Origin of the sequence: Mesorhizobium sp. M1142 (assembly GCF_040318565.1) — a bacterium.
In the GTDB taxonomy this organism is placed as follows: domain Bacteria; phylum Pseudomonadota; class Alphaproteobacteria; order Rhizobiales; family Rhizobiaceae; genus Mesorhizobium.
This window is the reverse complement of the sequence record NZ_JAMYMK010000010.1, coordinates 191,848-215,617: the sequence shown is the minus strand read 5'-3', so window position 1 is coordinate 215,617 and position 23,770 is coordinate 191,848. Positions and strand designations below refer to the sequence as shown.

Sequence of the window (23,770 nt, the reverse complement as noted above, 5' to 3'; positions counted from 1 at the left end):
GCCGCAATCTTCAAAACAGCGGACAACACCATGGGAATTCCTATATGTAGACCTCAACAAGGTCCCAGGAGAAAACGCCCACGTGTTCCTTTCGGTTTTCGACCTGTTCAAGATCGGCATCGGCCCATCGAGTTCGCACACGATGGGGCCGATGACGGCTGCACGGCGGTTTCTCGACGAGATTGCGGGAGACGACTGGCCGCGCCCGGCCGGCGCCAAGGTCGACCGGATCGCGGCCAGCCTGCATGGCTCGCTCGCCTATACCGGCATCGGCCATGGCTCCGATCGTGCCGTGGTGCTCGGCCTCGCCGGCCAGACGCCGCAGACGGTGGATCCCGACCAGGCGGACGGCATCGTCGCTCGCATCGCCGCCGAGAAGCGGATCTCGCCGCCCGGCCATCCGTCCTATCGTTTCGACCCGGCAATGGATCTGGTGCTGGATCGCAAGACGCCGCTGCCGGGTCACGCCAATGGCATGGCCTTCTCTGCCTATGACGCCGGCGACCGGTTGCTGCTGAGGCGCGTCTATTATTCGATCGGCGGCGGCTTCGTAGTGTCCGAGGAGGAACTGCAGCGGATGAAAGCAAGGGGCTCGGCGACAACCGAAGGCAAGAAGGTTCCGTATCCGTTCAAGAACGCCGTCGAAATGCTGTCCATGGCAGCGAAAAGCGGGCTTTCCATTGCCGAGATGAAGCGCGTCAACGAGGAGACGCAGATGTCGCGCGAGGAGCTCGACGCCGGCCTCGACGGCATCTGGAGCGCCATGAAGGGCTGCATCGAGCGCGGCCTGTCGCAAGGCGGCATCATGCCGGGCGGACTCAAGGTGCGCCGCCGTGCCCGGATGCTGCACGACAAGCTGCAGGAGCAATGGCAGCAGAACCGGCCCAACCCGCTGCTCGCCAACGACTGGCTGTCGATCTATGCGATGGCGGTCAATGAGGAGAACGCCGCCGGCGGCCGTGTCGTCACCGCGCCAACCAATGGGGCGGCCGGCACTCTGCCCGCAGTGCTGCGCTACTGGTTGCATTTCCATCCAGAAGCCGACCAGCCCAGCATACGCGATTTCCTGCTGACGGCGGCGGCCGTCGGCGGCATCATCAAAACCAATGCTTCGATCTCGGGGGCGGAAGTCGGCTGCCAGGGCGAGGTCGGTTCGGCTTCGGCAATGGCTGCGGCGGGATTGTGCGCCGTCATGGGCGGCACGCCCGAGCAGGTCGAGAACGCTGCCGAGATCGCGTTGGAACATCATCTCGGCATGACCTGCGATCCGGTCGGCGGGCTGGTGCAGGTGCCGTGTATCGAGCGCAATGCGCTTGGTGCCGTCAAGGCGGTGACCGCCGCTTCGCTGGCCATCAAGGGCGACGGCGTTCATTTCGTGCCGCTCGATGCCGCGATCGAGACGATGCGCCAGACCGGCCTCGACATGAACGAAAAGTACAAGGAAACCAGCCTTGGCGGATTGGCAGTCAATGTCGTGGAGTGCTGAGAGCCAATCTGGTGGCCTGGACCACCACTGTGGAGAAGTCGATCAGGCCGTTGACGCGTTCGCGTGCTGGACTAAACCTTAAACGATGTCTCTCAATCTCATAAAGCTTTGCGTCGGCTGTGACAGCGTCGAGGATCTGGAAGAGTGGATTGCCTTCCGTCTCGACGAGCGGCGCCGCGCCGGCGAACCGGCCGAGCACTACCACACCACCCGCATGGTGCCGACACGCGGCGTCGAGATTACCGACGGCGGCTCGCTCTACTGGGTGATCAAGGGCAATGTCCAATGCCGCCAGCTGATCACCGAAATCCGCCCCTTCACCGATGACGAGGGCATCGGCCGTTGCCATCTGATCCTCGATCCCGACGTCGTGCGCACTGACTGGCAACCGCGCCGTGCATTCCAGGGATGGCGCTACCTGAAGCAGGCGGACGCGCCGGCCGATCTCGGCAAGGGCAAAGCCGGGCTGATCGAGATGCCGCCGAAGCTCAGGCGAGAGCTTGCCGATCTCGGCCTGCTCTGACGCCGAGAACCGCAACGCCAAGACCGCCAGCCGAAGTGCTTGTCCGCAATTGCATCATCGGTCCTCCAGGTCGCCTCATCTGGGCTTGCAAGCCGGGGAACAACGCCACATCTTGAATGTCATGAGCGACAAGAAGCAGCCCGTGCCTGCAAGGGCCAATCCTGCACCGGTCGAGTCTCAATCGAGCACCGGCGAGATCGACGCGTTTCTCCGTCAGGCAAGGACGCTCGCTGCATCCGCCACCGGGTCAGGCAGGCTGATCCTGTCCCTCGACGCGACGATGAGCCGCCAGCCGACCTGGGATCTCGCCTGTGCGCTGCAGGCCGAGATGTTCGACGCCGTCGGCAAGGCCGGGGCGCTCAAGGTTCAACTTGTCTATTTTCGCGGCCTTGGCGAGTGCCGCTCCTCCGCATTCGTCACCGATACCGAAGCTCTGAAGCAGCTGATGACGCGCATCGACTGCCGCAGCGGCCATACCCAGATCGGCAAGGTGCTCGCCCATGCCCTGAAACAGACGGCGGCGGCCAAGGTCAACGCGCTGGTCTATATCGGCGACGCGATGGAAGAAAACATAGATGATCTGGCCGAAAAGGCCGGCAGCCTCGGTCTGCACGGCGTTCCTGTCTTCGTCTTTCAGGAGGGCGATGATGCCGCCGCGGAAAAGGCGTTCAAGGAGATTGCGCGGCTGTCGAAAGGGGCCTGGTTCCGCTTCGATCGGCGGGCTGCCGCAACCTTGGCCGGCCTGCTTTCGTCCGTCGCCGTGTTTGCGACCGGCGGGCTGAAAGCACTGGAGGCCCGGGGCAGACCGGAAGACCGGCTGATGATCGAGCATATGCGGGGCGGCGGAAACTGATGAGCGCAATTATCGCTTTTGTAGCGTTGCTTCTAGTGCTTCTCGGCATGCTCACCATCTTCCTGCGCGCCGATGCGGCGAAGCTTGCAGGCGGCATGAGAACGCTTGGACCTGTACTGCTCGGGCTGGTCGGCGTCGCCGTGCTGCTGGTCGGGCGCGAGGGCATCGGCGGCTTGATCCTGTCGGTTGCGCTCGCCTGGTACGGCTCCATGCGCATGAATCGGCCGGCGGCAAAACTGGCACAAGGCAAGCGTTCGACAGTTCGTACCGCGGCGCTTGAAATGGAACTCGATCACGATACCGGCGGCCTCGAAGGCCTCGTGCTGGCCGGGCGCCATGAAGGCAAGATGCTTGGCTCGATGGGGCGTGCCGAATTGCAGCAACTCTATCGCGAACTCTCCGGCGATCCGGAGAGCCGCCAATTGCTAGAGACGTATCTTGACGGCAGATTTCCCATCTGGCGCAAAGACGCTGATGCGAATGACGGCGAAGGGCTGGGTGTTGCGCCAGGTTCTGGCGCCATGACTAAGGAGGAGGCCTACAAGATCCTTGGTCTTGAAGCGGGGGCTGCCGCGGCGGATGTCCGCAAGGCGCACCGCCGCCTGATGCAGCGCCTGCACCCCGATATCGGTGGCACGTCTTTCCTGGCGGCGCGGATCAATGAAGCCAAGGACGTCTTGCTCTCCAATCACAACTAGTCTCCTTCGACGCAGAACTTTCGGGAAAGATATCGTTTCGCGCGCCGCTTACTGCTGGACGGCGTAGCACTCGATCTTCTTCTTTTTCAAAGCGTTGCAGGCCTTCCAGGCAGCGGTCTTCGAACCGAAACCACCGAACCGGGCGCGGTAGTAGGTGACGCCGTCCTTGTCGAAGGCGACGGTGAAACCGGAGGCATCGGCCAGAACGGAGGGTGCCTGCTTCGTCGCCTTGTCGAGGAAAGCCTTCGCTTCGGCCTGTTTTGGCGACGAGGCGACCTGTATTGCCCAGCCGGATGGCACCGAGGCCGTGCTGACCGGATCGACCTCTGCCGCCGGTTCGGCATAGGCTGCGGCGACCCGGGCTGTCGCCACGTCGTCCACGGTCGCCGCGGCCGTCGTCTTGACCCTCTTGGCCTGAACGACCGGAGTGGTTTCTTCAACGACGGGCGCATTTTCCTCGACAAGGGAGGCAACGGCATCGTCGTTCGGCTTACTGTCCGGTGTCGGCGCGTCATGGTTCGGTAGAAATACCTTGGCCAAGGCTGAAATCGGATTGCCACCGCCAGCCTTGGCAATCAGCACGCCGCCGCCGCTCGACGAGGCCTTCGGCATGTAGGCATTGATCAACCCGGCCATCTGGCTGTCGCGGCTGCCGCCGGATCTGCCGCCCATGACCACCGCTACGATCCGCCGATCGCCATCCGAGACCGAGGAGACCAGATTGTAACCGGAGGCGCGGGTGTAACCGGTCTTGATGCCGTCGACGCCCTTGATGCGTCCGAGCAGACGGTTATGGCCGTTGATGCGCTGCCGCCCATAAAGAAAGGAGCGCTGCGAGAAATAGCCGTAATATTGCGGAAAATGCTCTCTCAGGGCGATGCCGAGCATCGCCATGTCGCGCGCGGTTGTGAACTGGCCGGGATCAGGCAAGCCGTTGGCGTTGCGGAAAACGGTTCCCCTCATGCCCAGCGCCCGCGCCTTGGCGGTCATCATGCGGGCGAAATTGGCTTCATTGCCGCCGAGCATCTCGCCAAGCGCCGTTGCGGAATCGTTTGCCGATTTGGTCACCATCGACAGGATCGCGGTCTCGACCGTGACCGAGCTGCCGCGCTTGACGCCTAGCTTCGTCGGCGGCTCGGCAGCGGCATTGGCCGAGAACACGACCGGGGAATTCTTGCTGATCCTGCCCTTCGCCAATGCCTCGAACGTCAGATAAAGCGTCATCATCTTGGTAAGCGAAGCCGGATAGCGCCGGCCATCGGCATCCGACGAATAAAGCACCTTGCCGGTCTTGGCATCGATGACGATGGCCGCCGACTTGGCCGCCATGGATGAAGCCGCGTCCGCGACGACGAAGCTCATCGCCATAGCGAGGATCATGATCGTTTTGAGGGGGGACGCGGATTTGGAAACGAAGCCCGACAACGCCTTACGCACTGATAGTTCCTTTGAATTTCCGTTGCCTTGGAGGCGGCAAAGGGGTCCTGCCTCACCTTCGGCCACGCTAACGCGGGCAGCGTTACCAATCCGTTTATGGTAACCGCCGCGTTCACCATTTTCTGCGGGATTGAGCTTCTCTTTATTCGAATCTTAGCGATTGCCGGCAGCTCACGATGCGCATTGCCGCGGGAATCTTGACTTTTGTGCACTGCACAATATATTTACACGCATTGCACAACGCGGCCCGACAAGGCGCGTCTATCGTCCAAGGCAACCGTTCAAGGGAAAGCGTGAAATGACCCAGACCTATGAAGATTTCAGCAAATACGGCAAGGAATTTGCGGACACCGGATTGAAGAGCTTCGCCTCGCTGTCCAAGGGTGCACAGGCTATCGCCGCCGAGGCGGGCGAGTACACCAAGAAAAGCTTCGAAGCCGGTAGCGCCGCTGTCGAGAAGCTCTTTTCCGCCAAGTCGCTGGACAAGGCGATCGAGATCCAGTCCGACTATGCCAAGCAGTCCTATGAGAGCTTCGTCACCGAGGCCACCAAGCTTGGCGATCTCTATGCCGAACTCGCCAAGGAAGCTTACAAGCCGTTCGAATCGATCGTCGCCAAGGCGAAGTAAATTCGACGAACATTCCGAGCCGGCCCCTGGGCTTGCAAAGACAAACCCGGTCGCGAACGCACGGCCGGGTTTTTTCATGCCAGCTCGAAATCGGGGGCCTACGGTCTTCACGATTTGAAAAATCGGGCAAGTTTGGCCACCTAGCCATATTGTCAGCTAAACAGAAGGGCTTAAAATCGTCCATCGAACACCTACATGTCGAGCATGCATGAGGATTCGAAAGAGGCAGGACTACGTGACTACAGGTTTGACTGCCACGAGCTACGTGGTGCGAATGCAGAACGGCAGCAACGGCAATGAGGCCGGTCGCGGCACGGCCGTCATCACGCGCACAAAAACCAAGACCAAGAAGCCCAGTCTGTATCGGGTCCTCATTCTTAACGACGACTACACACCCATGGAATTCGTGGTCCACGTGCTGGAGCGCTTTTTCCAGAAGGACCGCGAAGCCGCCACACGCATAATGCTTCATGTTCACAATCATGGGGTGGGCGAGTGCGGGGTCTATACATTCGAGGTGGCCGAGACCAAAGTGTCTCAGGTCATGGATTTCGCCCGACAGAATCAGCATCCGCTGCAATGCGTGATGGAGAAGAAGTGAGGTAACATGCCGGCTTTCTCCCAAGGCCTGGAAAAGGCGCTTCACCAAGCGCTGACGCTCGCCAATGAGCGGCACCATGAATATGCAACCCTTGAACATTTGCTGCTCGCCCTGATCGACGACACCGAGGCGGCGGCCGTCATGCGTGCCTGCAACGTCGATCTCGACGAGTTGAAGCATACGGTTCTCACCTATATCGACACCGAGCTCGACAATCTCGTCACCGGCTACGATGAAGATTCCAAGCCGACTGCCGGTTTCCAGCGCGTCATCCAGCGCGCGGTGATCCATGTGCAGTCGTCAGGCCGCGAGGAAGTGTCCGGCGCCAACGTGCTCGTCGCCATCTTCGCTGAGCGTGAAAGCCACGCCGCTTACTTCCTGCAGGAACAGCAGATGACCCGCTACGACGCGGTCAACTACATCTCGCATGGCATCGCCAAGCGCCCCGGCGCTTCCGAGACGCGTACCCCGCGCGGCGCCGACGACGAGCAGGGCAGCCAGAGCGGAGCCGAGCCGCAGGAGGAAGGCGGCAAGAAGAAGCAGCAGCAGGACGCGCTGACTGCCTATTGCGTCAACCTGAACAACAAGGCCAAGGCCGGCAAGATCGATCCATTGATCGGTCGCGAGAGCGAGATCAACCGGACCATCCAGGTGCTGTGCCGCCGCTCCAAGAACAACCCGCTCTATGTCGGTGATCCCGGCGTCGGCAAGACGGCTATCGCCGAAGGCCTCGCTAAGCGCATTGTCGAGGGTGACGTTCCCGAAGTGCTGCACAATGCCACCATCTTCGCGCTCGACATGGGCACGCTGCTGGCCGGCACCCGCTATCGCGGCGATTTCGAGGAGCGGCTGAAGCAGGTCGTCAAGGAGCTCGAGGATTATCCCGGCGCCGTGCTGTTCATCGATGAAATCCACACCGTGATCGGGGCAGGGGCCACCTCCGGCGGCGCCATGGATGCATCGAACCTGTTAAAACCCGCACTGTCGTCCGGCGCCATCCGCTGCATCGGCTCGACCACCTACAAGGAATTCCGCCAGTTCTTCGAGAAGGACCGCGCGCTGGTGCGGCGCTTCCAGAAGATCGACGTCAACGAGCCGACGGTCGAGGACGCCATCGAGATCATGAAGGGCCTCAAGCCTTATTTCGAGGAGTTCCACAAGGTCCGCTACACGAGCGAGGCGATCAAGGCTTCGGTCGAACTCTCGGCGCGTTACATCAACGACCGCAAGCTGCCGGACAAGGCGATCGACGTGATCGACGAGACCGGCGCCTCGCAAATGCTGGTGCCGGAAGCCAAGCGCAAGAAGACCATCGGCATCAAGGAGATCGAAGCGACGATCGCCACCATGGCGCGCATCCCGCCGAAGACGGTTTCCGCAGACGACGAGAAGGTGCTGCAAGGCCTCGACATCGAGTTGAAGCGCGTCGTTTACGGCCAGGACACCGCGATCACAGCGCTGACCTCGGCCATCAAGCTGGCGCGGGCCGGCCTGCGGGAACCGGAAAAGCCGATCGGCTCGTACCTGTTCTCGGGCCCGACCGGTGTCGGCAAGACGGAAGTGGCCAAGCAGCTCGCCGCCTCGCTCGGCGTGGAGCTGATCCGCTTCGACATGTCGGAATATATGGAACGCCACACCGTTTCGCGGTTGATCGGCGCGCCTCCCGGCTATGTCGGCTTCGACCAGGGCGGCCTTCTGACCGACGGCGTCGACCAGCATCCGCATTGCGTGCTGTTGCTCGACGAAGTCGAGAAGGCGCATCCGGACCTGTTCAACATCCTGTTGCAGGTCATGGACCACGGCAAGCTGACCGACCATAACGGCAAGCAGATCGACTTCCGCAATGTCATCCTGATCATGACTACCAATGCGGGCGCATCCGATGCGCAGCGCGCGGCGATCGGTTTCGGTTCGACCAAGCGCGAAGGCGACGATGTCGAGGCGATCAACCGGCTGTTCACGCCGGAGTTCCGCAACCGTCTCGATGCGATCATTCCGTTCGGCTCGCTGCCGGTGCCGGTCATCCATCAGGTGGTGCAGAAGTTCGTCATGCAGTTGGAAGCGCAGCTTTCCGAGCGTGGCGTGACCTTCGACTTGTCGCAGGATGCAATCGCATGGCTGGCCGACAAGGGCTATGACGAGCGCATGGGCGCCCGGCCGCTTGGCCGCGTCATCCAGGAGCACATCAAGAAGCCGCTGGCCGACGAGGTGCTGTTCGGCAAGCTCAGAAAGGGCGGCACGGTGCGTGTCACCGTCGAGAAGAAGGAAACCGGCGAGACCGGCCTGAAGCTCGAATCGCTCGCCGACGAGGCGCCGGTGAAGCCGAAGAAGGAAGAGCCGGACGACGTGCCGAAGGCCAAGAAGGCGGTGGCGAAGAAGCCCGCTGCAAAAAAGGCGGTGGCGCAGAAGCCGGAGCCCAAAGGTAAGGACGGCGGCAAGCGCAGTCTCGTGCCGCAACTGCCGCGTAAGAACTGACGAACCAGCCAGTAAAAAAGCCCCGGAAACGGGGCTTTTTTTGTGACACCCTCCGGTTAAGCACCCGGCGCCCGCCGGAGCAGTTTGCGCCGGTTCAGCTTGCCAGCGCCATCCTTATCTTGCCGGCGTTCTGGGCCAGGACTTCAGGCTTTTCCATCTGTCCGCTGTGCGGTTTCAGGGGAATCCCCTCGAAGCGCGGAATGACATGGACGTGAAGGTGAAAGACAGTCTGCCCCGAAGCTGGTTCGTTGAACTGCATAACCGTGACGCCATCGGCATCGAAGGCCTTCTTTACGGCCCGCGCAACTTTCTGGACGTGAGCGAAGAGCGGGCCAAGCACCGCCGGATCCGCGTCAAGCAGGTTGCGCGACGGCGCTTTCGGCACCACCAGCGTGTGACCCTGTCCTTGCGGCATCACATCCATGAAGACAATGACCGCTTCATCCTCGTAGACGCGATGCGAAGGGATTTCTCCGCGCAGGATTTTGGCGAAGATGTTGCTGCTGTCGTAGGTTGCTTCGGCCATGGCGCGCGCTCCGGTTCTTGGCTCGCTGTCTCGTGTAGCGAAGCTGTTCCGGGCGGGCAAGATGATCGATCGACATCGGCCGTGCGGGCCCGCGCGGCTGGGCGATTGGGCTCGCTACCCTACTCCGCCATGTCCTTGCGGAACGGGGTGTGCTCTTCCAGATATTCGCTCATTCGCTCGACTTCGCGCCGCTCGCGCTGGAGGTAGTCGGCCACTGCATTGCGCAGACCTGGATGGGCGATATAGTGCGCCGAATGCATCGTCACGGGCCGGTAGCCGCGCGCCAGCTTGTGCTCGCCCTGAGCACCGGCTTCAACCACCTTCAGCTTGCGCGAGATGGCGAAATCGATTGCCTGATGGTAGCAGACTTCGAAATGCAGGAATGGGTGGTCCTCGATGCAGCCCCAGTTGCGGCCGTAGAGCGCGTCTGAGCCGATGAAGTTGATGGCGCCCGCTATGTAGCGTCCGTTGCGTTTGGCCATGACCAGCAGGGTGTCGTCGGCCATGCGCTCGCCGATCAGGGAGAAGAAATCGCGGTTGAGGTAGGGCCGGCCCCACTTCCTGCTGCCGGTATCCATGTAGAACGCGAAAAAGTCGTCCCAGGCCTTTTCGGTCAGATCCTTGCCGGTCAGCCAGTCGATCGAGATGCCGTTGGCGAGCGCCTCGCGCCGCTCTTTCTTAATTGCCTTGCGCTTGCGCGAGGCTAATGTCGCGAGAAAATCGTCATAGCTCGAAAAACCTTCGTTGAAGAAGTGAAACTGCTGGTCGGTGCGATGCAGGAAACCGGCCGCCGCGAATATCTGGACATCGTCCTCCGGCGCGAAGGTGACATGGGCGGAAGACACGCCGAGCTTATCCGTCACCGCCTTCAGGCCGGCCGCAAGACCGGCCTTGACGGTGGGACTGTGCTCGCCCTTGCCGACCAGCAGGCGAGGGCCGGTGACGGGCGTGAACGGCACCGCGCATTGCAGCTTCGGGTAGTAGCGCCCGCCGGCGCGTTCGAATGCGTCCGACCAGCCATGGTCGAATACATATTCGCCCTGGCTGTGCGACTTCAGATAGCAGGGGACCGCCCCGAGCAGCTTGCCTCGGGCGGTTTCCAGCCTCAGGTGATGGCCTTGCCAGCCGGTACGCCGAACAGCGCAGCCGGAATCTTCCAGCGCGCTCAAAAAAGCTAATGAAACAAGTGGGTTGTAGCCGTTTTCGGCATCGCCGCGTGTAGTGCCGCCGAGGTTGTCCCATTCAGCGCTGGTAAAGGCCCCGATGCCCGCCGCGATGCGGATCGACAGCTCCGCGTTCGCCGTTTGTCTTTCGCAGTCGTCCCCTTGATCCATGAGGCTTACTTAAGCTCGCTGCTGACCCATACAAGCCCGCTCAAGCAAGCCGTACCAGATCTGGCTCGAATCCTTCGAACGTCATCTGGTCGGCATATTTGAAGGTCAGGTCGACGGCAGGCCGGTCGTGCACGGTCCAGGTGATCACCGGCATGCCGAGTTTTTCTCGCACGAAGGAGACGAACCGGTTCGGCAGATCGCCGGCGGCGTAGGAGGTGAAGGCGATGTCATGCGCCAGCATGGCGAAATGCGCCTCGATCAGGTGGTTGTCGTTGCCGTAGGCGGTCAACCCGCCGGGTATGCCGGGAGCATATTTCGGGAACTCTCGGATCAGCCAATGGTCGAACGACATGATCGCAGTCTTGCCCTTGTATTGCTTGAGCATCTTACCGACGCTTTCGACCAGGCCGTCGTCGTGCCCGGCAGCTCCTTTCAGTTCGACAACCATCGGCACACGGCCGTCGACCAGATCAAGCGCCTGCTGCAGCGTCGGCAAATGGTCGGCGGTGCCGCCGACCTTCAGCGCGGTGATTTCGGCAGCCGTACGCTGCCAGACGAAGCCGTTTTCGCCGGTCAGCCGCCGCAGATCGCCATCGTGGATGATGACGGGGACGCCGTCGGAAGACAGGTGCACGTCGCATTCAATCGCGTAGCCACGCTCGGCCGCCGCGGCGAAGGCGGAAAGGGTGTTCTCCCAGCGCGTCTTGTTCATGTCGTGGAGGCCGCGATGGGCGACGGGCCGGGCGGTCAGCCAGGAAAGATCGGTCATGGTTGCAGTCCCGGTCATTCGACTTCGAAGATCGCTTCGATTTCCACTGCGGCATTAAGCGGCAGGGAGGCGGTGCCGACGGCGGAGCGAGCGTGCGTGCCGCGATCGCCGAGCACCGCGGCGAGAAAATCCGAGGCACCGTTGGCAACCAGATGCTGTTCGACAAAGTCCGGTGCCGAGGCGACGAAGACGGTGATCTTCACCAAGCGACGGATTTTCTCGAGATCGCCAAGTGCTGCCTGGGCTTGCGCCAATATGTTGATCGCACAGTATTTTGCGGCTTCCTTGCCGGTCGCGGTGTCGACATCGCTGCCAAGCAGTCCGCTCGCCTGGAGCTTGCCGTCCTTGAGCGGCAACTGCCCGGCGGTGAACAGCAGATTGCCGGTCCTGCAATAGGGCACGTAATTGGCGGCGGGCGCGGCGGCGGCCGGCAGCGTCACGCCGAGATCGCTTAGCCGCTTTTCGATTGTTTCGCTCATGCTATTTCCCTATTGCTTGAAGGTGCCGCGCAGGCCGGGCCGAAATTGCTATTTTTGCCTCGCTTCCGCCACGACTTTTTTTAAGCTGGACCATCTTTCCATGCGGCCTGCCATTAGCCGCGATGATCGGAGCACCCCATGCGCGCAACGCGCCTCGCATTCAACGCCGTTCTCTTGACAGCGGCTTCCTGGGCGGCTCCCGCTTTTGCGGTGCCGGCGCTGCAGGCGCATCGCGCGGTTTACGACATTTCACTCGACAAAGCCTCCGACCGCTCCGGCATCACCGGCATCACTGGCCGCATGGTCTACGAGTTCAACGGCTCCCCTTGCGAGGGCTATACGGTAAAGTTCCGTTTGGTGACCCAGATCGTAACCAGCGACAACACCAGGCTGACAGACCAGCAGATGACCACCTTTGAGGACGCCGAGGGCAAGACCTTCTCCTTCGTGAACAAATCCTTTGTTGACCAGAACCTCGACAAGGAGGTCAAGGGTACCGCAACGAAGGAGGCCAACGGTCTCAAGGTCGATATCGACAAGCCCGAGAAGAACAGCCTGGAACTCGCGCCGACCCAGTTCCCGACCCAGCAAATGGTCGAAATGATCGGCAAGGCGGAAAAGGGCGAGCGCTTCTACGAAACCAACCTGTTCGACGGCTCTGAGGATGCCAACAAGGTGGTGACCACCACCGTCGTCGTCGGCAAGCAAGCCGATGCCGACAACGCCGATCCGGAAGCGCCGGCGCTGGCCAAGCTCGCCACCGACAAATACTGGCCGGTCGACATCGCCTATTTCGATGATGCCGACAAAGGCGGCGAGGAGGTGCCGGAATACCGGATCAGCTTCAAGCTGCACAAGAACGGCATCACGCGCGATCTCGTCATGGACTATGGCGAGTTCTCGATGACCGGCAAACTGGTCAATCTGTCGCTGTTCGATCAGCCAAAGACCTGCCCGTCGAAATAGGCTCGAACCAACGACAAGCCGCCGGCCGCTATCCGGGATAGTAGCGCTTGATCTTGCGGGCGTGTCGTATCGACTTGAGCATGCCGCAATTGCCCATCATCGCCTAACGACGGTAAGCGCCGTGGGGAGCAGGTTGAGCAGGATCGACGTTTTTGTGGCGCCGCGGCCCAATGCGACGCTGATCAAGGCCATGACGTTCGTCAACCGAATTGTCATGCTGCACGGCATTCCAGGCTTTCGCGACCTGTTGCCGTTCAACCGTCTGGCCGGTTTGCGCGGCGTCGCCAATGTCCGCCACATCTATTTTCCAGAGGATGACCGGCAAAGGCTGAAGGCTTGTTGCGGTGCGGGCAAGGCGACGTTCATCACGCCCAACCATCCCGAATTCTTTACCGACTGGATGATCGACAAGGAGGTCGTCTCGCGGGTAAGCCCGCTGACGGCATCCTGGGCCACGCACGGCGTCGTCAACGGGCTTGGCCGGCTAATGCAGAAATTCTGGTTGGCCAACAATCTGATCGCGCAAATCCCGGGCAACAGCGCGGCCGCCAAGGAACATTCGGTGGCCTGGGCGCTGAAGGGGCACGGCGTGCTCCTGCATCCCGAAGGCGGTGTCGGCTGGCATGCCAACATCGTTGCCCCGCTGCTGCCAGGTGCGGTCGAAATGCGGTTCGAGGCGCTGAAGCGCGGCCGCCTGACGGATCCGGATTTCAAGGTTTGGATCGCGCCCGTGATCTGGAAGCTTGCTTTCACGGGGAATGTCGAGGCACCGCTGGCAAAGGAATGTGCCTATGTCGAGCACAGCCTGAAGATCGAACGCCGTGCCGCCGATTCGCTGCCGGAGCGCATCCATCATATCTATGCGACGTTGCTGTCGCGCGATGAGGCTGCATATGGCCTGCGGTCCGATGAGCGGGTTTCGTATGACGCACGTCAAAAAGACCTGCTCGCGGAACTCGGCCGTCGCCTTGCTGAACTTGTCTCGGTCGACGCCGACACGCTCGACACTGCCGAGCTTTTGCGGCGCTCGCGGCGCTGGCTGCGGGAGAACATAGACGGCGCCGAAAACCAGGCGCAGGTCCGAACGCTGGCAGATACGATCCAGCGACTGCAGCGTGTCGGGCCGTGGGCCTCAGCCAATCCGCGCATCACGCAGGAGGAGATCGCCGAACATTTGAAGCGGATCCGCAACGACTATTGCAAAGGTACGCTGCGCGATACGATCAACCGTTTCGTGCCGCAGCCGGCAGGCCCACGCCGCGCCTATGTCCGGGTACCGGAGCCGCTTGGCTTGCACGCCTATCAAGGCTCCTTAGAGGAGGCACTCGCCGAACTGCACGACCGGATGCAGGAGACCGTCACCAGGACGATGACGCAACTCGAGGCCGGCGGCGCCTTCATTTTCTGTGCCAATCCCTTCTATCATCGTTAGCGGCGTGTTGGTCGGCGCAAGATGAAGGAGTGCGGCAAACCTCATGGCGGTCTATGTCGATGCGGCGATCTGGAAATGGGTCGGCCACCGCTGGTGTCATCTGCTGGCAGACGATACCGACGAGCTGCATCGCTTCGCCGCGCAGCTCGGCGTCAAGCGCTCGTCCTATCAAGGGCCACCCAAGACATCGGCGCCGCATTATGACATAACCGGGCTGGAGCGTGACCGCGCAGTGCGGTTAGGCGCCATCGAATGCACCCGCGAGGAGATCGTCGCTGTTTTCCGGCGTGTGCGGGTGCCGAAGGGGAAGATGCGACAATGACACCGGTGCGCTGATCGCCGCACGCTGAGCCGCAAGACGCCACACCGCTTGCGTTTGTCGCGCTTCCCCTCTATATGCGCGCTCATTCCACACACGGACTTTGGTGTCTGCCCGGGAGAAATCCGGCTGAAACCTCCGGTGGCGTTTGAGGACAAAGTCCAAAAATGCCTGTGTCCGTGGAGGCTAACCGGAAAGGAAATAAGAATGGCTCTGCCTGATTTCAGCATGCGCCAGCTATTGGAAGCTGGCATTCACTTCGGCCACCAGACCCACCGCTGGAATCCGAAAATGGCGCCCTATATCTACGGCGCCCGCAACAACATCCACATCATCGACCTCTCGCAGACGGTGCCCCTGCTGCACCAGGCGCTGAAGCAGGTTTCCGACACTGTTGCCAAGGGCGGCCGCGTGCTGTTCGTCGGCACCAAGCGCCAGGCCTCCGACATTGTCGCCGATGCCGCGCAGCGCTCGGCCCAGTACTATGTCAATTCGCGCTGGCTCGGCGGCATGCTGACCAACTGGAAGACGATCTCGAATTCCATCCAGCGCCTGCGCAAGCTCGACGAGATGCTGGCCGGCGAGGCTCAGGGCCTGACCAAGAAGGAGCGCCTCAACCTCGATCGCGAGCGTGAAAAGCTCGACAAGGCGCTGGGCGGCATCAAGGATATGGGTTCGACGCCCGATTTGATGTTCGTGATCGACACCAACAAGGAAGCGATCGCCATTCTCGAGGCCAAGCGTCTCGGCATCCCGGTCGTTGCCATCATCGATTCCAACTGCGACCCGGACAAGATCGACTTCCCGATCCCCGGCAATGACGACGCGGCCCGCGCCATCCAGCTGTATTGCGATCTGATCGCCAAGGCAGCTATCGACGGCATCGCCCGTCAGCAGGGCGCGCTCGGTGTCGATATCGGCGCATCGGTCGAGGCTCCGGTCGAGCCGGCGCTCGAGCAGACCCCGGCCGCCGAGAGCCCGGCAGCCCAGACCCCGGAAGCATAGTAGCGAAGGCCGGCTGCGGCCTTCATCTTTCCAATATGTTGGCGCGGTAAGCGCTACCGGCACCAGGCGCATCATCGAAAATCGATGGTGCGTCAGTGCATTTAGACAAAGAGGCGACAATGAGCATTTCGGCTGCACAGGTCAAAGAACTCCGCGACTTGACCGGCGCGGGCATGATGGACTGCAAGGCGGCGTTGAACGAGACCAACGGCAATATGGAAGAAGCCATCGACTGGCTGCGCAAGAAGGGCATTTCCAAGGCCGACAAGAAGGCTGGCCGTACCGCTGCCGAAGGCCTGATCGGCGTCGATTCGGGCGTCCGCGAGGCAGCGATCGTCGAGGTCAATTCCGAGACGGACTTCGTTGCCCGCAATGCTGCGTTCCAAGAGATCGTCGCCAATGTCGCGAAGGTCGCGCTTGCCTATGGCGGCAAGACCGAAGCCGTTGCCGCCGCTCCCTATCCGGGCTCGGGCAAGTCGGTCGCCGAGACCATCAAGGACGCCGTCGGCACCATCGGCGAGAATCTGGGCTTCCGCCGCTCGGCCAAGCTCACCGTCGAGCACGGCGCTGTCGCAACCTACGTTCACAATGCGGTCGCCGACGGCCTTGGCAAGCTCGGCGTGCTGGTGGCCATCGAGACGACAGGCAACGCGCATGCCGCGAACGCCTTCGCCCGTCAGGTTGCCATGCATGTCGCTGCCACCAATCCGATGGCCTTGACCACTGAAGAGCTCGATCCGGCCGCGGTGGAGCGCGAGAAGGCGATCTTCGCCGACCAGGCACGCCAGTCCGGCAAGCCAGAAGCGATTATCGAGAAGATGGTCGAGGGCCGTTTGCGCAAGTTCTACGAAGAGGTCGTGCTGCTCAAGCAGGCTTTCGTGCTCAATCCCGACATCACCGTCGAGAAGGCGCTGAAGGATGCCGAAAGCGAGATCGGCGCGCCAGCCAAAATCGCTGCCTACCTGCGCTTCGCGCTCGGTGAGGGCATCGAGAAGGAAGAGACCGATTTCGCGGCGGAAGTCGCGGCAGCGGTCAAGAAGTAAACTATTCGTTTAAAAGTCTTTTTCGGCCGGGTGTCCGCGAGGATGCCCGGCCGATTCTTGCGCGGCGTAGGATCAACTCAAGGACGACCTCGGCGCGCTCGATTTCGACATTGCGCAGGACCTTCGGGCACGGCTCGATGCGGTGAGCCGGTCTTTCACACCCTTTTTCGTATTCGTTCTTCGGCTCGGAAATACAGGATGGCCTTACCGGAGGTCAGACAGTCGGTGACAAGCCGGCTGGCAACATGCCGAACCCGTTCATGCAAGGTGCTTTTGCCGTGTAAGCTGAAGCTGGAAGAGAGTTTTCGGGCTCGGGCGCCGCGTGACATCGTGGCGCCCTTCGTGTATCGGAACGCCGAGTGTTTCGGGGCGCACCGAAACGCGTCACACGCACGATGACGAGGACCAGATGACGGTGAAGCCCCTCTACCGACGTGTCTTGCTGAAAGCATCGGGCGAAGCGTTAATGGGCGAGCAGCATTTCGGCATCGACGTATCGGTGGTCGACCGCATCGCCGCCGACATCGCCGAGGCCCGCGCATTGGGCATCGAAGTCGGTGTCGTCATAGGGGGCGGCAACATCTTCCGTGGCGTCGCAGTCGCGTCAAAAGGCGGAGACCGCGTCACCGGCGACCATATGGGCATGCTTGCCACCGTCATCAATTCGCTGGCGCTGCGCACCTCGCTCAACAAGATCGGCGTCGACGCCGTGGTGCTGTCGGCGATCGCCATGCCCGAGCTTTGCGAAAGTTTTTCGCAGCGTCAGGCGACCGCCTACATGAACCAGGGCAAGGTCGTTATCTTCGCCGGCGGCACCGGCAATCCGTTCTTCACCACCGATTCGGCTGCAGCCCTTCGCGCCGCCGAGATCGGAGCCGATGCTCTGTTCAAGGGCACCCAGGTCGATGGTGTCTATTCGGCTGATCCCAAGAAGGACCCGCACGCGACACGTTTCGAGCGGATCAGCCATGACGAAGTCATCAAACGCGGGCTTTCGATCATGGATACGGCGGCGATTGCACTTGCGCGCGAAAACAACATTCCGATAATCGTCTATTCGATCCACGAGAAGGGTGGTTTCGGCGATATCCTGAGGGGTGGCGGCCGTTGCACGGTCGTCGCAGACGATTGACCGGACCATGAACCCGAAAGGGATCGGTTGCGGATGAGGCTCGAACAGGGCTTACCCTAAGCAGTGAACCCGGGTTAACGGGTCGAGGAGACGATGATGAATGGCGAATACGACGATCTCAAACGGCGCATGGACGGGGCGATCGCCGCGTTCAAGCATGATCTGGCTTCGCTGCGCACCGGCCGCGCGTCGAGCAACCTGCTCGATGCCGTCCAGGTGCAGGCCTATGGCACCACCATGCCGATCAACCAGGTGGCAACAGTGTCGGTTCCGGAACCGCGCATGATTTCGGTTTCGGTCTGGGACAAGTCGATGGTCAGCGCGGTCGACCGTGCCATCCGTGAAGCCAATCTCGGGTTCAATCCTATCGTCGACGGTACCAATCTCAGGATTCCGCTGCCCGAGCTCAACGAACAGCGCCGCAAGGAGCTGGTGAAGATCTCGCACGGTTATGCCGAGAATGCCCGTGTCGCCGCACGACACGTTCGCCGGGACGGCATGGACTTTCTGAAAAAGGCGGAAAAGGACGGCGACATCAGTGAGGACGACCATCGCAAACGGGCCGACCAGGTTCAGAAACTGACCGACGAGACAATCAGCACCATCGACCACCTGCTTTCCGACAAGGAAGCGGAAATCATGCAGGTCTAGGGTCTGGCCACGGCTGGCCCGGAAGTGAGAACATGGCAACGCCCGCGCATGTCGCGATCATCATGGACGGAAACGGACGCTGGGCCAAGGCGCGCGGCTTGCCTCGGCTGGCTGGTCACCGCGCCGGCGTTGAGGCGCTGCGCAAGACAGTGCGCGCCGCCCCCGGCCTCGGCATCTCCTTCCTGACCGTCTACGCTTTTTCGTCGGAAAACTGGTCACGACCGAAATCTGAAGTCAGCGACCTCATGGGCCTGCTGAAGCTTTTCATCCGACGTGACCTCGCCGAGCTGCACCAGAGTGGGGTGCGGATCAGGGTCATCGGTGACAGGGCAGGGCTGCAGCCCGACATAAGGGGCCTGCTTGAGGAAGCCGAAACGCTCACTCTCCGCAACGAAGCGCTGACGCTGGTCATTGCCTTCAATTACGGCGGGCGCGACGAGATCGTGCGCACCGCGCGCAAGCTCGCAGCTGCGGTGGCGCGCGGTGAGATCGACAGCGAGGCGATCACGGCCGAGTCCTTTGCCAGCTCGCTCGATACAGAGGGCATTCCGGATCCGGAACTGGTCATCCGCACCAGCGGCGAGCTTCGGTTGTCGAATTTCCTGTTATGGCAGGCTGCCTATAGTGAACTCGTTTTTCTGCCTTGCTATTGGCCCGACTTCAGTCGCGAGCACCTGTCCGATGCACTGCGCGATTTCGCCGGCCGCGAGCGCCGCTTCGGCGGACTTGCCGCCCAAGATGTCGCCTCAGGCTGAGGAATGAGCAACCTCCAACTCCGGGTCATTTCGGCCGTCGTGCTTGCCATCGTGACGCTTGGCCTGACCTGGCTCGGCGGACTGCCCTTCCGGTTGCTTTGCGCTGCCATGGCGGCGGTGATCTTCTACGAGTGGACGCGGATGAGCCGCCCCGTTGCCCCGGCAGGTGCTAGTCCTATGGCAGGTCTCGGCTTTCTGCCCGAGGCGCTGATCGTGGTCTTTATTGGTGCCCTCGTCGCCGGCCTGCCTGCGTCTTTGCTGCTGCCGCTCGTGGCGGCTCTGGTTGCTGTCACTGCCATCGCGGCGTCGATGCGAAAGGCAGGACCGTGGGAAGCATCCGGCCTTGCCTATGCGGCCGTATCGGGCTTATCGCTGGCCTTCTTGCGTGATGGCGACCATTCAGGGCTGCTGGCCATTCTGTTCCTATTCGCCGTGGTTTGGGCGACCGATATTTTTGCTTATTTCGTCGGCCGCTCCGTCGGTGGCCCAAGGCTGGCGCCGTCGATCTCGCCGGGCAAGACGCGGAGCGGGGCGCTCGGTGGGGTGGTCGGCGGCGTAGTGGCCGGTCTGCTTCTGGCCGCAGTAGCCGGAACGGGCAACCTCGCCGTGCTTGGCGTGGTCGCACTGGTGCTTTCGATCGTCGCGCAGGCCGGCGACCTGTTCGAATCATGGGTCAAGCGACGCCACGGCCGTAAAGATTCCGGCACGCTGATACCCGGCCATGGCGGCATCATGGATCGGGTCGATGGGCTTGTCGCGGCGGCTTTCGCCCTATACGTCATCGGCTGGATTTCCGCGACCGCCGACCATCCGGCACAGGGGCTGTTTCCGGTTTGAACGGCATCGTCGGTGGGCCGGCGCGGGGCTGCGTCATGGATTCGCCTGGATTGATGTCACAGTCGCGGCGTGATCTGCGCCGTGGATGAATTTGAGGGCATGAATTGAACGAGATTCTTCACGCGGTTTTCAGCACGGACGGCCTTGTCCTCGGTACGCTGGTGCCTTTCCTGTTCGTGCTGACCGTGGTCGTGTTCGTCCACGAAATGGGCCATTACCTCGTCGGCCGCTGGTGCGGTATCGGCGCAAAAGCCTTTTCGATCGGTTTCGGCCCAGAGATCATCGGCTTCAACGACAGCCGCGGCACCCGCTGGAAGCTTTGCGCCATACCGCTCGGCGGCTACGTCAAGTTCGTCGGCGATATGAACGCGACGTCGAGCCAGCCCAGCTCGGAGGAGGTCGAGGCGCTGAGCGACGACGAACGCAAGGTTGCCTTCCACACGCAGCCGATCTGGAAGCGGGCGGCGACCGTCGTGGCGGGGCCGCTGTTCAACTTCCTGCTGACGATCGCCGTCTTTGCCGTGCTGTTTTCCATATATGGTCGGCCGGTATACGAGCCGATGGTGGCTGAAGTCACCGAAGGCAGTCCGGCAGCGGCGGCCGGCATCATGCCCGGTGACCGATTCGTCAGCGTCGACGGCAGCAAGGTCGAGACCTTTGCCGACGTCCAGCGTCTGGTTTCGGGCCGCGCCGGCGACAGCATCACCTTCGTTATGTTACGCGGCGGCAAGGAAATCACCGTCACGGCGACGCCGCGTTTGATGGAACAACAAGACGCATTGGGCAACAAAGCCCAGGTGGCCGTGATCGGCGTCATCAACAACAAGGAACTCGGCCAGCCGCGGCTGATCACCTACAGCCCGGCCGGGGCAGTCGGGGCGGCCATCCAGGAAACCGGCCACGTCATCCAGCGCACCGGCCAGTTCCTGCAGCGTTTCGTTGTTGGCCGCGAGGACAAGTGCCAGCTGGGCGGGCCCATCAAGATCGCCAAGATGTCGGGCCAGGCGGCAAAGCTCGGCTTCGAATTGCTCGTCCAGCTTGTTGCATATCTGTCAGTCGGGATAGGAATTCTCAATCTTCTGCCGATTCCCCCCCTCGACGGAGGGCATCTTCTGTTCTACGGCGTGGAAGCTGTCATCCGACGGCCGGTGTCCGAACGGATGATGGAAATGGCTTATCGGAGCGGCCTCATCCTGGTGCTCGGCTTCATGGGTTTTGTTTTCTGGAACGATCTGTTTGGGTGCTGAAATCATGAAGAAATTTGGCTTCAGCGCGACCAATGTTGAGACGCCGTTTACCATGCGTGGGGATATGCGTGACGCGAAAGCCACGCCACAGGGTTAAGTAAATACAAATTAACCAGAAGCCTTGCGTGTAGGGAAAATCCGGTTAATACGGTAGGGGAAATTACCGCACGTCCGGTTTTCTCGCCGTGGGGACTTCGAGAAAAGGTACAAAAGCCCGATGAAGGCAGCATCCAAGTTTCTGAGCGCCGCGTCCGCGGTGGCTATGTCCGCTGCTCTGGTTGTACCAGGCGCGCTCGCAGTGCAGTTCGTTGCCACATCGGCCGCCGAGGCGGCTGTCGTCTCCAGAGTCGAAGTCACCGGCAATCAGCGTGTCGACGCGGACACCATCCGCAATTACGTGACAATCAAGCCCGGCAAGGCGTTTTCCAGCTCCGACATCGACGATGCGGTCAAGGCGCTGTTTGGCACCGGGCTGTTTTCGGACGTGCAGATCAACCAGGTCGGATCGACGCTGGTCATCAAGGTTTCCGAATACCAGGTCGTCAACCAGGTGCTGTTCCAGGGCAACAAGAAGCTCAAGGACAACGCGCTTGCAGCCGCGGTGCAATTGAAGCCGCGCGGCACCTTCTCGCAACAACAGCTCGACGCCGATGTCGAGGCGGTCAAGGCCGCCTACCGGCGTATCGGCCGCGACGATGCCGCCGTGACCACCCAGATCATGGATCTCGGCGACAACCGGGTAAACGTGGTCTTCAACATCAACGAAGGCGGCCGCACCCAGATTGCGGCGATCAATTTCGTCGGCAACAGCGCCTATTCGAGCCGCCGTCTGTCGGACATCATCTCCACCAAGCGCTCGTCCTTCCTGTCGTTCGTGCTGCGCGACGATGTTTATGACGAGGACAAGCTGCGCGCCGACCAGGAGCTGCTGCGCCGCTTCTATTATAATCACGGCTATGCCGACTTCCAGGTCGTCTCGGCTGTCGGCGAACTCGACGACACAACCAACAAATACACCGTTACCATCACGGTGCAGGAGGGCGAGCGGTATACGTTCGGGGACGTCAGCGTCGAAAGCACGATCCCCGAGGTCGACAGCAAGTCGCTTGAATCGGTGGTCGAGACCCACAAGGGCGATGTCTATAACGCCAAGGATGTCGAGGACACGATCATCGCGCTGACCGAAAAGGTCGCCGGTTCTGGTTATGCCTTTGCCCAGGTGACGCCGCGCGGTGACCGCAACTTCGAAAACCACACCATCTCTGTCGTTTATACGATCGACCAGGGCACCAAGGCCTATATCGAGCGCATCGAGATCCGCGGCAACGATCGGACGCGCGACTACGTCATTCGCCGCGAGTTCGATGTCAGCGAAGGCGACGCTTTCAATCAGGTTCTCATCCAGCGCGCGAAGAGGCGGCTGGAAGCACTCGATTATTTTGAGAAAGTCGAGATTTCCACCGTTCCGGGCTCTGAGCCTGATCAAGTCGTGCTGGTGGTCGACGTGGTCGAGAAATCGACCGGTGAGTTCTCGGTCGGTGCCGGTTATTCGACTGGTGGCGAGACGGCTGGTCCGTCCGTAGAAGGTTCAATCAGTGAGCGGAACTTCCTCGGCCGCGGCCAATTCATCAAGGTGGCGGCTGGCGGCGGCAAGAACTCGCGCGATTACAGCTTCTCGTTTACCGAACCGTACTTCCTTGGTCGCCGTATCGCTGCCGGATTCGACATCTACAAGCAGACTCGAAACTATGACCATTACGATAGCGACACGACGGGCGCGACAGTGCGCTTCGGCCTGCCGATTACCGACAACATCTCGACGCAGCTCGCGTATAATATCGCTCAGGAGAAGTATGAGTTCGACGAGGACTGCGACCCTGCCACCTGCGATGTCTCCCAGGCGATTATAAACGGTGTCGAAGAGAGTCCGTGGCTCAAATCGTCGGTTAGTCTCGGCCTAGTTTACAATACCATTGACGACATGAAGAATCCCCATGAAGGCATTTTTGCCAACGTCGGCACGGAAGTGGCTGGCGTGGGCGGCGACGCCAAGTTCATCAAGGTGACAGCGCGCGGCAGCATTTATCAGACGTTGTCCGAACAATTGGATCTGGTAGGCCTCATTTCTGGCGGTGCCGGCCATGTCCAGGGATATGGCAGCGGCGACCTGCGTGTCTTCGACCATTTCCAGAGCAGCGATCGAATGATCCGCGGTTTCGAATATGGCGGCATCGGTCCGGTTGCCTCGGACAACAGCAATGACCATCTCGGCGGCACCACTTACTTCAATGCCTCGGCGGAAGCGCAGTTCCCGCTGCCGGTCATCCCGGAAAGCTTCGGTTTGCGCGGCGCGGTATTCGCCGATGCGGCAACGCTCTACGGCAGCAAGATTGCCTCCAACCTCGTCAATCAGTCGACGACCGGCATGGAATGGCGCGCTTCTGTCGGCGTCGGTCTGATGTGGGCATCGCCTTTCGGCCCCATCCGCATCGACTATGCGATCCCGGTCAAGAAGGAAAAGACCGACGACGTGCAGGAATTCAACTTCGGCATATCGACCCGCTTCTAATGTGC

23 protein-coding genes are annotated in these 23,770 nt (G+C 61.3%); 18 read left to right on the top strand and 5 right to left on the bottom strand.

The window, feature by feature from the left end; genetic code table 11:
* The first annotated feature begins 82 nt into the window (after nucleotides 1-82).
* The 4 genes from NKH42_RS18635 to NKH42_RS18620 all read left to right on the top strand — a co-directional run bounded on the left by NKH42_RS18635 (nucleotide 83) and on the right by NKH42_RS18620 (nucleotide 3,560).
* The gene (locus NKH42_RS18635) at nucleotides 83-1,486 is read left to right on the top strand and encodes an L-serine ammonia-lyase (RefSeq protein ID WP_352688313.1); all 1,404 of its coding nucleotides are present in this window, start codon (nucleotides 83-85) and stop codon (nucleotides 1,484-1,486) included.
* A gap of 85 nt (nucleotides 1,487-1,571) precedes the next feature.
* Nucleotides 1,572-2,009 (top strand): DUF1489 family protein, encoded by a 438-nt coding sequence (locus NKH42_RS18630; RefSeq protein WP_352508476.1) that lies wholly within the window; start codon nucleotides 1,572-1,574, stop codon nucleotides 2,007-2,009.
* A gap of 121 nt (nucleotides 2,010-2,130) precedes the next feature.
* Nucleotides 2,131-2,862, top strand: coding sequence for a vWA domain-containing protein (locus NKH42_RS18625; protein ID WP_352508477.1), 732 nt, complete (start codon nucleotides 2,131-2,133; stop codon nucleotides 2,860-2,862).
* Entirely contained in the window at nucleotides 2,862-3,560 is a 699-nt protein-coding gene (locus NKH42_RS18620) for a DnaJ domain-containing protein (RefSeq protein WP_254817325.1), read from the top strand. The genes NKH42_RS18625 and NKH42_RS18620 overlap by 1 nt, the downstream gene beginning before the upstream one ends.
* A gap of 48 nt (nucleotides 3,561-3,608) precedes the next feature.
* On the opposite strand, the gene NKH42_RS18615 is transcribed toward NKH42_RS18620, so the two are convergent.
* The gene (locus NKH42_RS18615; protein ID WP_352508478.1) at nucleotides 3,609-4,997 is read right to left on the bottom strand and encodes an SPOR domain-containing protein; all 1,389 of its coding nucleotides are present in this window, start codon (nucleotides 4,995-4,997) and stop codon (nucleotides 3,609-3,611) included.
* A 298-nt stretch (nucleotides 4,998-5,295) separates the two neighbouring features.
* On the opposite strand from NKH42_RS18615, the gene NKH42_RS18610 reads away from it, so the two are divergent.
* The 3 genes from NKH42_RS18610 to clpA all read left to right on the top strand — a co-directional run bounded on the left by NKH42_RS18610 (nucleotide 5,296) and on the right by clpA (nucleotide 8,701).
* A complete protein-coding gene (locus NKH42_RS18610) occupies nucleotides 5,296-5,625 on the top strand; it encodes a phasin family protein (protein WP_023674920.1) in 330 nt (109 codons plus the stop codon).
* Nucleotides 5,626-5,899: 274 nt separating this feature from the next.
* Nucleotides 5,900-6,226, top strand: a complete 327-nt coding sequence (gene clpS, locus NKH42_RS18605; RefSeq protein ID WP_023717744.1) for an ATP-dependent Clp protease adapter ClpS — start codon at nucleotides 5,900-5,902, stop codon at nucleotides 6,224-6,226.
* 6 nt (nucleotides 6,227-6,232) lie between these two features.
* A complete protein-coding gene (gene clpA / locus NKH42_RS18600; RefSeq protein WP_352751692.1) occupies nucleotides 6,233-8,701 on the top strand; it encodes an ATP-dependent Clp protease ATP-binding subunit ClpA in 2,469 nt (822 codons plus the stop codon).
* Between the two features lie 94 nt (nucleotides 8,702-8,795).
* On the opposite strand, the gene NKH42_RS18595 is transcribed toward clpA, so the two are convergent.
* From NKH42_RS18595 to NKH42_RS18580, 4 genes are all read right to left on the bottom strand, one after another.
* On the bottom strand, nucleotides 8,796-9,227 hold the full coding sequence (locus tag NKH42_RS18595; RefSeq protein ID WP_352508479.1) for an HIT family protein: 432 nt from the start codon (nucleotides 9,225-9,227) through the stop codon (nucleotides 8,796-8,798).
* Nucleotides 9,228-9,346: 119 nt separating this feature from the next.
* Nucleotides 9,347-10,561 (bottom strand): GNAT family N-acetyltransferase, encoded by a 1,215-nt coding sequence (locus tag NKH42_RS18590; protein ID WP_352508480.1) that lies wholly within the window; start codon nucleotides 10,559-10,561, stop codon nucleotides 9,347-9,349.
* A gap of 40 nt (nucleotides 10,562-10,601) precedes the next feature.
* Nucleotides 10,602-11,330, bottom strand: coding sequence for a glycerophosphodiester phosphodiesterase (locus NKH42_RS18585; RefSeq protein WP_352508481.1), 729 nt, complete (start codon nucleotides 11,328-11,330; stop codon nucleotides 10,602-10,604).
* A gap of 14 nt (nucleotides 11,331-11,344) precedes the next feature.
* Nucleotides 11,345-11,809 carry a RidA family protein gene (locus NKH42_RS18580; protein ID WP_352508482.1) on the bottom strand — a complete coding sequence of 155 codons (465 nt, stop codon included), beginning with the start codon at nucleotides 11,807-11,809 and terminating at the stop codon, nucleotides 11,345-11,347.
* Between the two features lie 138 nt (nucleotides 11,810-11,947).
* Between NKH42_RS18580 and NKH42_RS18575 the strand changes: the two genes are divergently transcribed.
* The 11 genes from NKH42_RS18575 to bamA all read left to right on the top strand — a co-directional run bounded on the left by NKH42_RS18575 (nucleotide 11,948) and on the right by bamA (nucleotide 23,765).
* Complete coding sequence (locus tag NKH42_RS18575) at nucleotides 11,948-12,775, top strand: cell envelope integrity EipB family protein (RefSeq protein ID WP_023674927.1); 828 nt, start codon at nucleotides 11,948-11,950, stop codon at nucleotides 12,773-12,775.
* A gap of 133 nt (nucleotides 12,776-12,908) precedes the next feature.
* Nucleotides 12,909-14,207 (top strand): lysophospholipid acyltransferase family protein, encoded by a 1,299-nt coding sequence (locus NKH42_RS18570; RefSeq protein WP_352974346.1) that lies wholly within the window; start codon nucleotides 12,909-12,911, stop codon nucleotides 14,205-14,207.
* A 43-nt stretch (nucleotides 14,208-14,250) separates the two neighbouring features.
* A complete protein-coding gene (locus tag NKH42_RS18565; protein ID WP_352508484.1) occupies nucleotides 14,251-14,529 on the top strand; it encodes a DUF4031 domain-containing protein in 279 nt (92 codons plus the stop codon).
* Nucleotides 14,530-14,733: 204 nt separating this feature from the next.
* Entirely contained in the window at nucleotides 14,734-15,531 is a 798-nt protein-coding gene (gene rpsB / locus NKH42_RS18560) for a 30S ribosomal protein S2 (RefSeq protein ID WP_254817316.1), read from the top strand.
* 119 nt (nucleotides 15,532-15,650) lie between these two features.
* A complete protein-coding gene (tsf, locus tag NKH42_RS18555; RefSeq protein ID WP_352471655.1) occupies nucleotides 15,651-16,574 on the top strand; it encodes a translation elongation factor Ts in 924 nt (307 codons plus the stop codon).
* A gap of 409 nt (nucleotides 16,575-16,983) precedes the next feature.
* Nucleotides 16,984-17,706, top strand: coding sequence for a UMP kinase (gene pyrH, locus NKH42_RS18550; protein WP_023674934.1), 723 nt, complete (start codon nucleotides 16,984-16,986; stop codon nucleotides 17,704-17,706).
* A gap of 96 nt (nucleotides 17,707-17,802) precedes the next feature.
* The gene (gene frr / locus NKH42_RS18545) at nucleotides 17,803-18,357 is read left to right on the top strand and encodes a ribosome recycling factor (protein ID WP_352508485.1); all 555 of its coding nucleotides are present in this window, start codon (nucleotides 17,803-17,805) and stop codon (nucleotides 18,355-18,357) included.
* A gap of 32 nt (nucleotides 18,358-18,389) precedes the next feature.
* Nucleotides 18,390-19,112: an isoprenyl transferase gene (locus NKH42_RS18540; protein WP_352508486.1), complete on the top strand. Its 723-nt coding sequence runs from the start codon at nucleotides 18,390-18,392 to the stop codon at nucleotides 19,110-19,112.
* A 3-nt stretch (nucleotides 19,113-19,115) separates the two neighbouring features.
* Nucleotides 19,116-19,949 carry a phosphatidate cytidylyltransferase gene (locus tag NKH42_RS18535; protein ID WP_352508488.1) on the top strand — a complete coding sequence of 278 codons (834 nt, stop codon included), beginning with the start codon at nucleotides 19,116-19,118 and terminating at the stop codon, nucleotides 19,947-19,949.
* A gap of 104 nt (nucleotides 19,950-20,053) precedes the next feature.
* Nucleotides 20,054-21,196, top strand: a complete 1,143-nt coding sequence (gene rseP / locus NKH42_RS18530) for an RIP metalloprotease RseP (protein ID WP_352508489.1) — start codon at nucleotides 20,054-20,056, stop codon at nucleotides 21,194-21,196.
* Nucleotides 21,197-21,413: 217 nt separating this feature from the next.
* On the top strand, nucleotides 21,414-23,765 hold the full coding sequence (gene bamA, locus NKH42_RS18525; protein WP_352508490.1) for an outer membrane protein assembly factor BamA: 2,352 nt from the start codon (nucleotides 21,414-21,416) through the stop codon (nucleotides 23,763-23,765).
* Nucleotides 23,766-23,770 lie beyond the last annotated feature (5 nt).

What these genes read in the sequence shown, in the direction of transcription:
- NKH42_RS18630 (WP_352508476.1), top strand. Translation starts at nt 1,572, where the DNA reads ATGTCTCTCAATCTCATAAAGCTTTGCGTCGGCTGTGACAGCGTCGAG.
- NKH42_RS18625 (WP_352508477.1), top strand. Translation starts at nt 2,131, where the DNA reads ATGAGCGACAAGAAGCAGCCCGTGCCTGCAAGGGCCAATCCTGCACCG.
- NKH42_RS18620 (WP_254817325.1), top strand. Translation starts at nt 2,862, where the DNA reads ATGAGCGCAATTATCGCTTTTGTAGCGTTGCTTCTAGTGCTTCTCGGC.
- NKH42_RS18610 (WP_023674920.1), top strand. Translation starts at nt 5,296, where the DNA reads ATGACCCAGACCTATGAAGATTTCAGCAAATACGGCAAGGAATTTGCG.
- clpS (WP_023717744.1), top strand. Translation starts at nt 5,900, where the DNA reads ATGCAGAACGGCAGCAACGGCAATGAGGCCGGTCGCGGCACGGCCGTC.
- clpA (WP_352751692.1), top strand. Translation starts at nt 6,233, where the DNA reads ATGCCGGCTTTCTCCCAAGGCCTGGAAAAGGCGCTTCACCAAGCGCTG.
- NKH42_RS18595 (WP_352508479.1), bottom strand. Translation starts at nt 9,227, where the DNA reads ATGGCCGAAGCAACCTACGACAGCAGCAACATCTTCGCCAAAATCCTG.
- NKH42_RS18590 (WP_352508480.1), bottom strand. Translation starts at nt 10,561, where the DNA reads ATGGATCAAGGGGACGACTGCGAAAGACAAACGGCGAACGCGGAGCTG.
- NKH42_RS18585 (WP_352508481.1), bottom strand. Translation starts at nt 11,330, where the DNA reads ATGACCGATCTTTCCTGGCTGACCGCCCGGCCCGTCGCCCATCGCGGC.
- NKH42_RS18580 (WP_352508482.1), bottom strand. Translation starts at nt 11,809, where the DNA reads ATGAGCGAAACAATCGAAAAGCGGCTAAGCGATCTCGGCGTGACGCTG.
- NKH42_RS18575 (WP_023674927.1), top strand. Translation starts at nt 11,948, where the DNA reads ATGCGCGCAACGCGCCTCGCATTCAACGCCGTTCTCTTGACAGCGGCT.
- NKH42_RS18565 (WP_352508484.1), top strand. Translation starts at nt 14,251, where the DNA reads ATGGCGGTCTATGTCGATGCGGCGATCTGGAAATGGGTCGGCCACCGC.
- rpsB (WP_254817316.1), top strand. Translation starts at nt 14,734, where the DNA reads ATGGCTCTGCCTGATTTCAGCATGCGCCAGCTATTGGAAGCTGGCATT.
- tsf (WP_352471655.1), top strand. Translation starts at nt 15,651, where the DNA reads ATGAGCATTTCGGCTGCACAGGTCAAAGAACTCCGCGACTTGACCGGC.
- pyrH (WP_023674934.1), top strand. Translation starts at nt 16,984, where the DNA reads ATGACGGTGAAGCCCCTCTACCGACGTGTCTTGCTGAAAGCATCGGGC.
- frr (WP_352508485.1), top strand. Translation starts at nt 17,803, where the DNA reads ATGAATGGCGAATACGACGATCTCAAACGGCGCATGGACGGGGCGATC.
- NKH42_RS18540 (WP_352508486.1), top strand. Translation starts at nt 18,390, where the DNA reads ATGGCAACGCCCGCGCATGTCGCGATCATCATGGACGGAAACGGACGC.
- NKH42_RS18535 (WP_352508488.1), top strand. Translation starts at nt 19,116, where the DNA reads ATGAGCAACCTCCAACTCCGGGTCATTTCGGCCGTCGTGCTTGCCATC.
- bamA (WP_352508490.1), top strand. Translation starts at nt 21,414, where the DNA reads ATGAAGGCAGCATCCAAGTTTCTGAGCGCCGCGTCCGCGGTGGCTATG.